The 14156-nt window shown below is 41.7% G+C and carries 16 protein-coding genes; 7 read left to right on the forward strand and 9 right to left on the reverse strand.

What is annotated here, in order from left to right:
• Positions 1-13: 13 nt before the first annotated feature.
• The gene (locus H729_RS07380) at positions 14-904 is read right to left on the reverse strand and encodes an MIP/aquaporin family protein (protein WP_081633138.1); all 891 of its coding nucleotides are present in this window, start codon (positions 902-904) and stop codon (positions 14-16) included.
• Between the two features lie 114 nt (positions 905-1018).
• Between H729_RS07380 and H729_RS07385 the strand changes: the two genes are divergently transcribed.
• Positions 1019-2092 carry a GTP-binding protein gene (locus H729_RS07385; protein ID WP_081633139.1) on the forward strand — a complete coding sequence of 358 codons (1074 nt, stop codon included), beginning with the start codon at positions 1019-1021 and terminating at the stop codon, positions 2090-2092.
• An 84-nt stretch (positions 2093-2176) separates the two neighbouring features.
• Here the strand turns inward: H729_RS07385 and H729_RS07390 are convergent, their stop codons facing one another.
• On the reverse strand, positions 2177-3403 hold the full coding sequence (locus H729_RS07390) for a SufB/SufD family protein (RefSeq protein WP_020449384.1): 1227 nt from the start codon (positions 3401-3403) through the stop codon (positions 2177-2179).
• Positions 3379-4125 (reverse strand): ABC transporter ATP-binding protein, encoded by a 747-nt coding sequence (locus tag H729_RS07395; RefSeq protein WP_020449385.1) that lies wholly within the window; start codon positions 4123-4125, stop codon positions 3379-3381. The genes H729_RS07390 and H729_RS07395 overlap by 25 nt, the downstream gene beginning before the upstream one ends.
• A 234-nt stretch (positions 4126-4359) precedes the next feature.
• On the opposite strand from H729_RS07395, the gene H729_RS09560 reads away from it, so the two are divergent.
• On the forward strand, positions 4360-5064 hold the full coding sequence (locus H729_RS09560) for a metal-dependent hydrolase (RefSeq protein WP_020449386.1): 705 nt from the start codon (positions 4360-4362) through the stop codon (positions 5062-5064).
• Here H729_RS09560 and H729_RS07405 read toward each other — a convergent pair.
• On the reverse strand, positions 5040-6410 hold the full coding sequence (locus tag H729_RS07405) for an MFS transporter (RefSeq protein ID WP_020449387.1): 1371 nt from the start codon (positions 6408-6410) through the stop codon (positions 5040-5042). The genes H729_RS09560 and H729_RS07405 overlap by 25 nt on opposite strands.
• A 103-nt stretch (positions 6411-6513) precedes the next feature.
• Positions 6514-6972 (reverse strand): hypothetical protein, encoded by a 459-nt coding sequence (locus H729_RS07410; protein WP_020449388.1) that lies wholly within the window; start codon positions 6970-6972, stop codon positions 6514-6516.
• A gap of 86 nt (positions 6973-7058) precedes the next feature.
• On the opposite strand from H729_RS07410, the gene H729_RS07415 reads away from it, so the two are divergent.
• Positions 7059-7412, forward strand: coding sequence for a NifB/NifX family molybdenum-iron cluster-binding protein (locus H729_RS07415; protein WP_020449389.1), 354 nt, complete (start codon positions 7059-7061; stop codon positions 7410-7412).
• Positions 7413-7427: 15 nt separating this feature from the next.
• Here the strand turns inward: H729_RS07415 and H729_RS07420 are convergent, their stop codons facing one another.
• Positions 7428-8003, reverse strand: coding sequence for an OsmC family protein (locus tag H729_RS07420; protein ID WP_020449390.1), 576 nt, complete (start codon positions 8001-8003; stop codon positions 7428-7430).
• A 33-nt stretch (positions 8004-8036) separates the two neighbouring features.
• On the reverse strand, positions 8037-8525 hold the full coding sequence (locus tag H729_RS07425) for a hypothetical protein (protein WP_148285443.1): 489 nt from the start codon (positions 8523-8525) through the stop codon (positions 8037-8039).
• Positions 8526-8623: 98 nt separating this feature from the next.
• Between H729_RS07425 and H729_RS07430 the strand changes: the two genes are divergently transcribed.
• The 4 genes from H729_RS07430 to H729_RS07445 all read left to right on the forward strand — a co-directional run bounded on the left by H729_RS07430 (position 8624) and on the right by H729_RS07445 (position 11843).
• The gene (locus H729_RS07430; protein ID WP_147554417.1) at positions 8624-10018 is read left to right on the forward strand and encodes a hypothetical protein; all 1395 of its coding nucleotides are present in this window, start codon (positions 8624-8626) and stop codon (positions 10016-10018) included.
• Complete coding sequence (locus tag H729_RS07435) at positions 10015-10725, forward strand: NYN domain-containing protein (RefSeq protein WP_020449393.1); 711 nt, start codon at positions 10015-10017, stop codon at positions 10723-10725. Before H729_RS07430 ends, H729_RS07435 begins: the two co-directional genes overlap by 4 nt.
• Positions 10726-11206: 481 nt before the next feature.
• Complete coding sequence (locus H729_RS07440) at positions 11207-11386, forward strand: hypothetical protein (RefSeq protein ID WP_048134047.1); 180 nt, start codon at positions 11207-11209, stop codon at positions 11384-11386.
• A gap of 73 nt (positions 11387-11459) precedes the next feature.
• Positions 11460-11843 carry a hypothetical protein gene (locus H729_RS07445; protein ID WP_020449394.1) on the forward strand — a complete coding sequence of 128 codons (384 nt, stop codon included), beginning with the start codon at positions 11460-11462 and terminating at the stop codon, positions 11841-11843.
• A 368-nt stretch (positions 11844-12211) separates the two neighbouring features.
• Here H729_RS07445 and H729_RS07450 read toward each other — a convergent pair whose 3' ends face one another.
• The gene (locus H729_RS07450) at positions 12212-12487 is read right to left on the reverse strand and encodes a DUF2098 domain-containing protein (protein ID WP_020449395.1); all 276 of its coding nucleotides are present in this window, start codon (positions 12485-12487) and stop codon (positions 12212-12214) included.
• 11 nt (positions 12488-12498) lie between these two features.
• Complete coding sequence (gene mcrA / locus H729_RS07455; RefSeq protein WP_020449396.1) at positions 12499-14154, reverse strand: coenzyme-B sulfoethylthiotransferase subunit alpha; 1656 nt, start codon at positions 14152-14154, stop codon at positions 12499-12501.
• Positions 14155-14156 lie beyond the last annotated feature (2 nt).

The raw sequence follows: 14156 nt of genomic DNA on the forward strand, positions 1-14156 counted from the left end.
TTCTTATTTATCTTTATTTATTATCTCTGCGGCTGCAATCGAATGGATCGCATTTCTCATCGTCATCCAGCTTCCTTGTGGCTTTTTGTTCTGGAGTGTTCTGACAAGTACTGCAGTCAAACGGTTCACACTTCTCCCCGTCTTCCAGCTTTCTTGTAACTGTTTGTTCTGGAGTACTTTGGCAGGTACTGCAGTCGAACGGCTCACATTTTTCTCCTTCTTTTAGTTTAAGCGGATACAGCCAATTAAAGAGGACTGCAGCGCATACAGCTCCTAAAATGTCAGCAATTATAAAGTAAACAGCAGACATTGGATTAATGCCGCAAGCCGCATTAGTAAATATTCTGGCAATATCTACGGCAGGGTTAGCAAACATTGTGCTGGAGGTTGTTATGATCATACCGCCTACAAATAAACCAACAGCCAGTGATGTTTTGTTAGACGTCCCTCTTACACATCCAAAGATTACTGCAACCAGCATAAATGTACAAAGGAACTCTGAAATCAGAATGTATATGCTGGATCTATCGATGTCACTCACAAAGTATAACGCCTGAGTAGTATCGTAGAAGATTATGTTGAGCAGGAAGATACCGACTAATGCTCCGCAGATCTGTGCTACAATGTATGCAGCAGCCTTCTTAGGAGTTATTTCTTTTGAAACTAAGAGTGCAATCGTTACCGCTGGATTAAAATGAGACCCTGACAGCGGTCCGAATGTTTCGATAAGAGCAAACAATACAAAACCTACTGCTATAGCATTCATGAATACAAATTGGTATCCAAATTCAGCACCCCACACGAGTTGAGGAAGAATAATTGATCCAATTGCAACTATAATTAGTCCCATTGTTCCAAGAAATTCTGCAACTAAGTTTTTAGAAAGACTTTGGCAACAGGTCATAGACAGTAATCTTAATTCTAATATTTAATGTTGAGGCATAGAATATAATAATATATTATAAACTATAATGTGAAATTCAAAAAATATATATTTAAGTAAGTTGATGTAGAGAACATGAGAGCTCGAATGGTATTAATTGGAGGGTTTTTAGGTGCAGGAAAGACCACTTTGATAAACAAAATCGCACAGGAGTTTATCAAAGAAAAAGTACCGATCGGCATAATTACAAATGATCAGGGACAATTGCTTATTGATACTGAATTCATAAAAGTCAGAGGATTGAATGTAGAAGAAGTGTGTGGCGGGTGCTTCTGCTGTAACTTCCCAAAGCTTCTGGACAATGCAAATAAGTTATTAAAACAGATTAATCCCCAGTATATTGTTGCAGAACCTGTGGGAAGCTGTACAGATTTGATAGCTACAGTGGCTACACCTTTGAAAAAATATCACGGAGATCAGTTTTCTGTAGCTCCGCTGATCGTACTAGTTGATGCTCCAAGACTGCTGAACAATGCATTCGATACATCGACTCTCGGCGGATATCTCAGAAATCATCAGGCTGAAGAAGCTGAGTATCTGATACTTACAAAAATTGATGAAATCGGTTCTGACGATGTTGAATCCCTGATCTTAAAACTAAAAGGTATCAATCCAAACAGGAAAATTATTCCATATTCCGCAGTCACCGGCGAGGGCTTCCAAGACATACTTGGCATCATCACCTCAGATGAAGAGACCGCAAGAAAACCAGTAGATGTGGATTATGATAAATATGCTGAAGCAGAAGCTGAATTGGGCTGGTATAACGGAATATATGAATTCACTGCACCAGAATATGATTCGTACGAGCTCTCAATGAATATACTAAAAAGTCTGGCATCGAAGTATACGCCTTCTGACATCGCACATGCAAAGGTAGCGATAACAAATGCAAGCAGTCATACAAAGATCTCTCTTATCGGCAACGAGTTTACAATAGGCGGTGTCAAAGGATCCAGATTCGGCAAGGGAGAATCTAAATTAAACTTCAATGCAAGAATTGTTTCTGAACCAGAGAAATTGAGACAGACTATCAGAGAAACAATAGACTCCTGTTTCAAAGAGAAATGCATCCAATATAAACTCCAATTCGACGATTGTTTCTCACCTGGCAGGCCTAATCCAACCTACAGGATATTGGACGAATAAACGGGGAATGTATCCCTCCCCGTTTTTTTATTTTTATAACTTAAAAAATAGATGTTGATTCGGTAATACCGAACCAAAGTTTGCTTATCCAGTAGCGAGATCGCTCTGCCTGATGGCTTCATCGATTTCAGCTTTTATATCATCAGGAATTCCGCGTATTCCTACCTCAAGGAATCCTCTCACGATCATTCCTACAGCTTCATCCTCAGTCAGTCCACGAGACATTATGTACTCTACCTGATCCTGCGCGACTTTTCCAAGTGAAGCTTCATGAGTCATTTCAACATCAGCCACTCTGGCATCCAGCTCAGGAATTGCAATGTTTTCACCACTGTCCCCGAGAATGAGCCCGCGGCACTCCAGGTGAGCTTTAATGTCTTTAGCGTCTCCTTCCAGAGTACCTCTGTTTATGACCTTTCCGCCGACTGTGATTGAACGTGAAATAATCTCAGCTCTGCATTCAGGGGCTGCCAGGATAGCTCTTGAACCAAGATCAAGCTCCGCTCCAGGCTGTGCAATCGCCACAGTGTTGAACTGAGCTACTGCGCCTCTTCCAACAAGTTTTGCCGTTGGATATGTCTGGACACTCTTGACTTTCTTAAGGATCACATAATTATTGATGAAAGTACCGTTTTCTTCCACCACTATCCCGGTACGAGGCCTTACACCGATATTTTCCGCCCAGTTATGAATCATCGTAAATTTCAAGCTGGCATCCTTTTTGATGTACATCTCAGAGATACCCATGTGGAGTGCGGTATCCACATCGCTTCCGGAAGTACATCCGGAAATGATCTCGATAGAAGCTCCCTCTTCCACTATGATGATGTTGTGAATTGTCTGAGCGGCAGTGTTGTGGCCGATCATAATGCAGGTCTGAACCGGCAGTTTGACCTTTTTGCCTGCAAAAGCCCTGATAAAATATCCTGGAGAGTCATTCAGATATGTGGCTGCGGTGTATTTGTCAGCGTCAACGCTTACCGCGTTCCATGAATACTCTTTAAGCCAGTCATACTTTTTTAAAGCGTCTCTGATATCCATCAGTTCAAATCCATCATCGCTTGAATTATTCAATACAATGGAATTATCGATAACCAGCATGCTTCCGTCATTCCCTTCAGCAGACGGGTTGACACCGGTTTTCAGCATTGCTTCCTTAATGCTGCTTGGCAGTTCAGAAGGAGCGTTGAATACAGGAATGTCTCCGGAAACTTCAGAGTAAGTTTTAAGATCAAAATCTTCTCCGAAGGCCCCTTTTTTCTGTAATGCATTTTTTGCACGTTCTATCAGTTCATTTCTATCAGACGGCATTTTATACACTCCTCGTAACCTTTTGTTCTGATATCTTTCAGTAATTCACGCGGGTTGCCTGTACATGTGATAGTACCGTCACAGAGGACATATCCGCGGTCAGCCTCAATGTAATCAAGAATCTGCCCTGTATGAGTAATCACCAAAGCACTTTTTCCAGATTCTTCCCTTTTTCCAGCGCATCTGCCGCCGGAAATCAGATCATGCACCATGGTACCCACTCTTTCAATGCTTTCCAGATCTACACCGGATTCTGGTTCATCAAGCATGAACAGACATGGATCTTGGGCAGCAAGCTGCAGCAATTCAGATCTCTTAATTTCTCCGCCGGAGAAGCCGACATTCACATCTCTGCTGAGAAAATTCTCCATGTTGAGCTTTGAAGCAAGATTTTTTGGATCCACTTTTCCACGGCTGCTTACTTTGATAATGTCGTAAAGATTGACACCGCTTAAGTTTGGAGGCCTTTGAGACATGAGGCCGATTCCCAGTCTTGCCCTCTCATTAATGGGCATATGCGTTATGTCTACATCATTGAACAGAATTTGTCCTTTCACAACTTTGTAGTTTCCCAGCCCCATTATTGTTGAAAGCAGCGTGGATTTTCCAGATCCATTGGGTCCAAACAAAACACTTGTAGATCCTGGTAAAACGCTGAGATTTACATTGTTGAGGACTCTTCTGCCCCCTACTTCAACTGTGAGATCTTTAATTTCTAACATGCTCTCCCTCCTAAAGAAACAAATCATCGTTATTGAAGCTTCCCCTGTTTCCTTTAGGAAGCTTACGGCCTGCTTCTGATTTGAGTGTATCAAGCTTACCCGAAATAACTGCTCTCTCATATTCACGATAGTTAATAAAGAGTCTGAACATAACGAAAAATTGGTAGCAAAATGAGAGTCAGACTGAAAAATGCATAGAAAGATTCAAAAATACCATACTGCAAAAGTCAAAATGTGCTTGGGTTCTGTCATTTATTCGCAGGAATTGTCATCGGCCTGATAATTTACAAGATTACAGATCAGCGCTCTGCAGTCATCGCCTGCGGATTCGGAGCCATACTTCCAGATTTGATAGATAAGCCTCTGGGGCATTTTATTCTTGCAGATTCCCTCAATTCCGGCAGAATCTATGCTCATACACTGTTGATGCTGAGCATATTTGTCATCATTGGACTCTATTACTGGAAGAAAAAGTCGAGTCTTTCCATTCTTGCAGTCTCTGCCGGAATCTCATCACATATTGTTCTCGATGAAGTCTGGAAATCTCCAACAACATTACTCTGGCCGTTCAACGGGCCTTTTGAAACATCGAATTTTGAGTCTTATTTTACTACATTCGCAGTCAAAGAAGTTCTCTCAGTCTCAGAATGGGTATTTGCAATAATGTCAATATTAGTATTAATTGTAATGTATAAAGATAAAATAAAGCTATTTGCCAGACTGTCTCCGCATATTGAAAAAAGCTATCCAATATCTCAGATATTTTTGATGATAGTAGGATTCACATACATCATGTATGGAGTTAATCGCCATTATCATGATGATATTGTAATAGGCGCCGTTGCAATCCTTGGAGGTCTGGGACTGCTTTACGGCATGAAAGAAAAAGAAATTGATGATGATCTGCTATCATCTCACTTGAATGCAGCCAAGAGGTGATCGCTTACAGATTTGGCTTTGGATGCTACGTTCTGAGGAGATGTTGTATTCTTTAATTCCACCACCAGTTCTTTGACTACCACCTTATTTGGAGCGTTTCCGTCTTCCTTCAGTTTCAGGAGGTACCACAGAGATACGAGTCCCAGTATGAAGGCAAAGACGAAGAAATACTCCCAGCCGCCTACAAACCCGATTGCGATTCCACCGATTAAAGGCGCCAATCCAGCAGACACAGATGAGAACAGCGAGGTTGCCGCCAGATAAGAAGTTGCTTTGTCTTTTGGTGCAAGCTTCAGGCCTATGTTTCCAGTAGCCAGGTTTACACCGGCAGAGGCTGCACCGCTGATCATGTGTATTCCTACGATCAGTACTGCTACTAAATCGCTGCCTGCAAAGGCGGAAGTTGCCGCCCACATCAAAGCCACTGCGACCATGGCAGGTCCTGCAATTTTTAACACGGATACATTGGAATAGCGGTCACACAAGGCTCCCCATACTCTGAAGAACAACATACTGGTGATCTGGCTGATCACAGTGAATATCGTCACGGATGAAGCAGAATAACCGAAGGTGGTCATCAGATATACGGTAAGGAATGGCATTGCCAGATTAATGGCAAAATTCCATGAAGCCAGGAACTTTATGAGCGTCTTGAAGTTTTTATCTTCAAAAGGTTTCTTCACAATCTCCGAGAAAGGCGGCATAGTCTGTGCGGTCATTGAAGGCTCAGGCATTCTGGAGACGACTATTACGCCGATAAGGCCGAATACAAACCCGCAGATGAATAGCGTAGAGTATCCCAACACTTCCATTCCTGGAAAGTATGTCTGCCAGACTGAAATGAACCATGCCGCGGCTAACGCTGCTGGTATTCCCACTGCAGTGGACATCAGCATCTTCCTAGAGAAGAAATTCCCAAGAGACTTCTTTGGCACTATGTCATTCATCCATGAGTTCCAGCTGCAGCTTCCGATAGATGCCAGCAGAGAGAGTGCTACAAGAAGCACTATGATCAAAGGTATCTCAAAGCCTTCAGCGATAAATGGTACAGAGGCTATGACCAGCCACAAAGAACGGCTTAAGGCGCTGGCTAATACAGTTATGGATTTCCTTACACGCAGTTTCTCAACCAGAAAAACTGCAGGAATCTGAATAACATTGGCAAGAAACGGAATCGTAGCCAATATACCTACAATTAATTCAGAGGCGCCTAAAGCCAGCGCAAAAGCAGTGAGAAAAACACTGCCCGTAAGCGTTGACAGTGACTGTGACATCATTCCGTCAAAAATGATGCTTCTGAGTCCTTTCTGGACCTCGTTATCACTGAGCAGTCTTTTGTTTTTCATCTCCTTCTCCAGGGACAGTTTAGAAGTCCCAAGAGTTCCACCCCAGGAGATATTATAAGCTCGTTATTATCAAGTGATCAAATTTGATAATAACCGCCTAAACTCAGTCTTTTCCCTTTTGTTCCATGGCGAGTTTCATCTCGTCATATTGCTCCTTTGTTACCTCTCCGCGTATAAATTTAAGATTCAAGTCATCCAGAGATGCCTGGGTATTTTCTGTTTCTCCAGGAATATTGCTCGGAACCGGAGTAGGTTTCCTCCCGATTATCTGGCTTTTAAAATTAGATGTGTCTGCATACTGTACAATCTGAGGGATCTGTATGTCTTTAAGCAGCATGATCGTAGCCGCGGTTACAAGGATCATGATTATAGGTCCAAGGAACAGCATTAACGCTAGGATCCAGATCATACGAAGCTCATCAGCTGCGGCAAGATCTACAAGTCCTGACGCTTGAACGTCCTGAGGGTCAATGAATAATGCCAACAGTACAAACAAGATGAAAAGAGAGATTGCTAATGTTATTAACACCCAAAATAGTGTTTTGCGGTTTAATGAATCCATAGGAATCCCTTCCACATGAACGTCTCAAATATTTGAAGTTCCCTATTAATCAGATAGAAGATTTCTGATTCTTGAGGAAAATTAATGTGCCATCATTACCCATGCTGGTAATAGGTACAGATATGAAATTGTGTGTAAGTGCTGAGGATCCTGAGCTTGAATCGCTGGTAGCAGAAGAATTTGGTCATGCTGACTACTTCATAATCTATGATTCTGAAACCAGAGAATGGAATGCCTATCCAAATGAAGCTACGATCTCTGCTGAAGGCTCTGGAATCATGGCTGCCGAACAGGTAGTAAAATTAGGTCCAGAAGTTGTTTTGACTGGTTTTGTAGGCCCTCACGGAAAGAAGATCCTGGAAGATGCTGGTATAAAACTCGTGTTTGATGAAGATGGAACGGTCCGTTCTTCCATAGACAGATGGCTGAAGAAGCAGTGACCGTTTCATACCACATCAGACAAGATTGATGTCTAGATTCATCTGATTGATCAGTGTATCCAGGATCATTGAATGTTTTTGTGCATACTGCACAATCTCTTCTATTTCTTGTTTGGGGGAGTTTGAATCGATCCTGATATCTAGATCAAGATTTGTTAATCCTGGTTTTATTTGTTCAGAAATGCCTAACACTCCCTGAATGTCTACATCTCCTTCCAGAATAATAGACATCTTCTTGATTTCTATTCCTCTGAGGCTTGCTGCATAGACTATCGATGTCGAAAGACATGATGCTAAAGCATGCATCAAAGATACAGCGGCGCAGGGTGCTGTATCAGCTCCCATTAATACACAAGGTTGATCTGAACGTATTTTAAAAGGTTCTGTCCTGATTAAGACCTGAGGACCGCCGTCTATACGCTGAGCCGCCGTTTCTGTTTTTGTTCCGTTTATCCATTCATTCGCGATGTGAAAGCGGAAGGCCGCTAGATCCGGATTGTTATTTACCGCATCAATAGTGGCCTCCAGCTTTCCGACATCTACACCGTTAATGAACCCTTTGACCTCTTGTAATGGCATCTCCATGTGCATTGCGAATCTGCTTGCAACAAAGAGTATTTCATCTTAACGGCGGTCATAGCAGTGGAACCAGTTTGAAACATGATTTAATGCAAGGTACCACAGGATGATTACGGGTATCACGATTGATATTCCTAAAGACACCAGTGTGCCTGTGGTCATAGATCCGTACATTATGGCTCCCAAAATGGATGAAATGATCGAAAGTATCAGGAAAATCATCAGCAGTACTCTGGACCAGTTTCTGCCCTTGAGGAAACCCCATGCAATAGCGAAACCTATTATTGCAAAAATCAAGATCATTATACCCATAACCGCCCAAGTCATTGGAAGACCCTGAAGGACGTCTGGAGAGACCATGTCCATCAGTTCTGGAGGAACTCCGTCTATAGCCAGAAAACCTGCAGCTGCAAACATGCCGATTGCAGCTATAAGCATGAAAATAGACCAGATAATTTCCAAAGCAGCCAGGATAGTTACACCTAAGGGTCTTCGACAGACCCTGCCATATGGTGAAACGCCTGAATCAGTCATATCAAACATTTTACAAAGCTAACTATATGATTATAAAGCGCTGAGAGTGCGAGATTTATCCAATCGACATATTGATTAAACGATTCGCTGATGCCGGTGTGATGAGAATAAATGGACTGAACAAATCTGATTCAGAAATCTTAGCAGCAGTATTGGACTGCATTCCTGTTGAAACTGATGACGGCGGCATAGAATTCTTAAAAAAAGATACCGCTGGCGGCTCAGAATTTGACGGAGAGGGCTTGTTTAAACGTACGTTCTCACAGATGACCTCATCCAAAATTAAAATGAAAACTGCCACGGCATATAAGCTGATGAGCCTCATGGGCGATACGGGAGAGAGTAAAAACAGCATAATCAGAAAAATGTTAAGTCCGGCTATAGAAGCTAAAATTGAAGCATATTCTCCAATGATTTCACCAGATAAACTGGAAATTCTCAAATTTGTTTTAAACGAGTGGACTAAAACCACATCCAATGCCGATTCAGATTACCCGGAAGCGTGCAGAGCTAAAGTGGCACCAATGCCGGTTATGAAAATTACCCTAAATGAAAACAATGTACCAGACGAATACATCCTGTGTACAAGGGAGTTTATAAAATGTTTATTTCAGTTAAACAATATAATAAACAACAGACCAAGATACTCACAAGAGACCATAGATGAATACTGGGATGAAATTTCTCCAGATTCAGGGATATTTTCATCAGAGCTCTGCCCGTACCTCAAAAAATTATCGATACAATTGTTCAATCCCTGCTACAGTTTCAGCATAAAAAGAGTTGACGATGTGCTTTATGACCAAGTGGCTGAGATGCTACTGCTGGAAAGCCGCAAGGGAAACATAATGAATTGTACAGTAAGGGTATATGGTGCATCCGCAGAGGATGAAACTTCTGTGCAGGAGATAAAAAGCATTGAGTCGGAAATACTTGAGGGAACGATCATTCCTCAGGATATATCCCCAGAAGGATTGGCGCATATCCAAAAACTGCTGAAAACTATCAATAAGCTAAATATTGATATGAAGTTTCCATCTGATGATTTTCTTTGTTTTTTGAATTTTGATGTTACTCTTGATGACGAATCATTCATGATTGACGGGGTAGAAGTCAAAGAAAGCAATAAAGAGAAAATTTCAGAGATAATCAGAATAAGGCTTATCGAACTATCTCAAAAGATATGCTGCAATGCACACATCCGCGGTGAAGAGGAAACGTGTAAGAGAATACAAGAGATACTAAACATAAGTGAAGAAGACCTTGATGAAAAAGTCATATCTGAACTGATGGAGCTTAACTGCATCTCAGATTTATATCGTTCAATAAACAGCTATTGCACGGCAGTCTGCAATGAGATTGTGAGATACGTGCTGGGAATGCGGGAAATGTCGTTTACAATCCCCAATATTCTGCTTACGATCCTGAACTGCATACTGCTTGAAAAGTCAGCTGATGAAATTCTATCTGAGCATATGAGGTATGAGTTATGAAGTCCATCGGGCTGTATGTAGATGGACCCAATATTGAACGAGGCCTTTACGAAGCCAAAGAAACTGCAATTCTGCAGAATATCGGAAATATCCTCAAAGAGTATGCCTCACTGAATGGAGATCTTATTGAATCATTTGTTTTTATTGACGAAGATACGCAGTGGAGAGAAGAAACTACTAAGATGAATTACGAAGTAAACGGGTTTAAATTCATAGAAAGCAAGGCATTCAAATATTTTAATGCTGGAGGAGGATATGCCTATGGAAAAAGCCTCACTGATCCTGCCATGTACTGCTTTCTGATAGATCGCCTGCATGACGAAGATTGCCCAGACATATTTATGATAATTACCGGCGACAAGGACATAACTGTACCGCTTGAATACATTAAAGCCCACGAAAAAGAAGTCATGGTCATCGGAGAATCCAGTACAATGTCTGGATATCTAATATCAAAATGCAATGAACTCGGTTACAGGTGTCACTCTTTGCAATTGATTTCTCATGTGAGTGACTTTAAGAATATGATTCCGGAAACAATTATAAGACCAGAAGTTAAAAAGCGCAATGAAGAGAAACGTCCAAAAAGCAAGGTCCGCCCTAACCAACTAAATCCAAACAACATTGCTTATTGGCGTTCTAGAGGATTTTCTGAAAGACCTGAAGACTGGGAAGAACGTCTTAGAAAAGAGAGAAACGATCAATAATTTACAAGGTATCATGTTATTATCGACTACAAAAAAGCTTAATCATATTATAATATACAAAATAATCTTGTTAAATCATCATATGTGACTCAAATTTAGTATCTAAGTTATTGATATATAATCCGTATAATTTTGCATCGAAGACTGCCTATTTTTACCCCCCATAGGTCTCTAATCAAAGACGCATATGTCCAAAGATATGAATATTGTAAGTATCCAGATGGATTATGCTAGGTAAATCATTGAATTATCAAACTACATGAACATATTGATTATAAAGTTCTTTAAAAAATAAAATAAATAATGAATATATATAATAATCTATTATAAAGTCATAGAATTTTTTAGATAGTGCTATATATTGCACCAATCCATCACTCATATGATCTATATCCTAGCCAAAGGTTAGCTAGCTTTTACAGATTTATATCCATAGCGATAGCCATTCCCTACGAGTGTAGATCAAGCAAAGAGGGATAAAATGGATGCAAAAAAAATATCGTGTGTGGTCGTAGCACTGATGTTTTTGTCTGTAAGTTGTTTTGCAGCTTTGAACCCTAACGATTCTGAGAACGCTACGGGCGATGCACCAATATTGGCTACTAAAGGTGAGCGTGATCTCATGAGCATAGAAGCCATGGAAACACTGGAACATACATAACACACAGCACTACAATACCACTTGTCACGTTATTGCATACAAGAATCCCAACAAACATATGAGGTGATTACACATGAGAAGACCACCAATAGTTGGATTAGTAGGTGCGGTATCATTGTTAGTGATAATGCTTCTATGCACCTACAAGGTAGGCAATCTGGATGATCCTGTAGAACTTGCGGCATGGTTGTTGATAGATCTAGTCATATTTGGAGTACTATGCCGCGTCATACTAATGGATGTTCAATGGTTGAAGATGTTCTCTACACCAACATTCCAAGGGTATATGAGTGCATTAATAATCGTTGTTACGGCCACCATTGTATGCGGAGTAGTCTTCTCATTGGAACCTTCCATCTTCACAGGTGTGATAGTTCTTGAGATAGCAGTAATGGTCTTTCTCATACGGTATGTTGCAGATCGTATGCAAAAGGGCAAGATACAAGCAACTGTATAAAGCACATCCTAAACCCCTTTCTTTTTCTTGATAAAAAGCATTAGTGCTGAATATGCTCAATCCAATTTTGCATATGTAAATTAAAAGATCAATAAACTCAGATCACATATTCTAATTTCTATGAGCCATCTATTTATGAACATACACTAAGTCCTCATTAAACACATGTTTTTGATAAATCAATGTGATATCACATTCAATCATTCTTGAACGTATCCATAGAATGCAGGTTGCATTTCAATATATGATTATTCTTAAATTGATCTTAATATCCATTAAGACACCAATAAAATAAACGTACATTATTTAAAATTATAAAAGGTTAAAATTAGAAAAAAGTGAAGGAAGTGGTTTAGTTTGGTGTCGTCTTAACCTGCACCTGAAGGAGTAACATCAACGAGATCCTTGACCATATCTTCAAATTCTTTCCGAACGGCCTCGGCATCGTCTAACTTATCCTTCAAGGATTTTTCTTGATCGAAGACACGGTATTCACTTTCCTCAGCTGGCACTAGTGCAGAGTAATGATAGAACAACTGAGTGATATCCAGTTGATACCACATTGCTCCATCCTGCTCCTTCTCGGCAATTATCTTGCCGACAGTTCCAGTGTTGGTGTATTTTACTATGTCTCCGATCTGCATGGTAATCACGCTTACTTTGCAGGTATGATGACGGTTCTCTCACCGGCAGGCATGAACTCACGAAGTGCACCGCGACCGATTTCCTTTGTAATGTGTGCAAAGTCGAACGGTAGGTTCTTGTCGGCGAATGCGACTTTGATGAGTGGGCTGCAAGCGAAAGCGTCTCCACGGGCTGCGTGAGGAGCAGCTGCGATACCAGCGTAACCGCAAAGGTGACCAACGTTCATTGCATAGTTTGGATAGTTGGGTCCTCTGAGTTCGAATGGCAGACCTTCGTCGCTTCTGTAGGAGAATGAGTTAGCAGAACCGCACTGATCCTGTAAGTCGTATCCATAGAATCCGAGACGTCCGTGCCTTTCTTTATGCTGGAGCATAGAGAGGTACCATCCGTTTACACCGAAGTCGGCGTTTCCGGTTGCCATTGCACAAGCGATACCGGTTGAAGCGGCTGCAACTGTAGCACGCTGGGATCCACCGAAGTGAGATTCCATAGCTGCAGGATATTTCTCATACATCTCAAGAGCGTATGTGTTAACCTCAGTACCGAGTTTCTCTAAGAGATCCATTGAAGGTTTGCTCTTGCAGAGACCGCCGTACTGGGATTTGATTAAGTCAACAGCCCAGTAGACATAGTCTTCAAGGATGTTATCTGTGTATGCTGCAGTAGCGTACTGTGTGAATCCGACACCACCAGACATGTATGATCCAAGGTAAATCTGATCGAAGATGATTGCACCGAGAGCTACAGTTTCAAGAGCTGCTCTTGCAGGGTCATCTGGGTATTCCCTTGTAGACTGAACCATATCAGCGAGGAAACCGAATGGAATTCCACCGGGCTCGTTTGGTCCTCTGGCTCTCCTTGCAGGCATCATTGTACCCATTTCAACGACAGATGCGTGCTTTGCGGCGTATGCGAAGTCTGCGATTGCAGCTTCACCGGCAGCAAGACGGTATGCGCTGATGAATGACATTGAGATCTGCATGGCGCTCCATCTGGACATTGTACCACCATCGCACACACGTCCAACGATTGTTGGGCAGCGTACTACCTGGTAGAGTGATTTGCCGATAGCGTCATTCAGCTGTTTTGCCTGATCCTCTGGGAATTCTTTGTTGATGTCGATAACGAAGCGCTTGTCGAGCTGGTCGATAAGTTCTGAGTTACCGGAGAACACTTTGACGTAACAGTCAGCAGTGAGAGCTGGGCTGCATTCTGCCATGTGTTCCTGCACAACTGCTCCACCGGGCATAGCGTGGTTGACAGTCTCAAGGTAGTTGTTGATTGTTTCAGGTGTAACTTCCTTTCCCAATCTCTTCTCGATAACTGTGTGAGCGGTATCCAGACCTACGATAACGGTCCTGCGGATATCATCCCATGCTTGCTGGATAGCAGCGTTGTTTACAAAGTGCAAATCATCAGCTTCTGCATACATATCTGTGTGAGAAAGCTGATAAGGCATGAGGACACGCTGACCGAGTGGAACACCGATGTCCTGGTTCATCATTGGAATACCACGGGCTTTTGCGATTGCATTGGCCTGCTCAACCCATTCCCTCTTTCTCTTGGACTGTTTCCAGCCACCGAAGGTGTAATAGGATGTGTATTCATCAGTTGGATCTTCTTTAAACTTCTTCTTCATTGCGTCCATGAACAATTTGTCAGCCATGT

Source organism: Candidatus Methanomassiliicoccus intestinalis Issoire-Mx1, assembly GCF_000404225.1.
GTDB lineage: Archaea > Thermoplasmatota > Thermoplasmata > Methanomassiliicoccales > Methanomassiliicoccaceae > Methanomassiliicoccus_A > Methanomassiliicoccus_A intestinalis.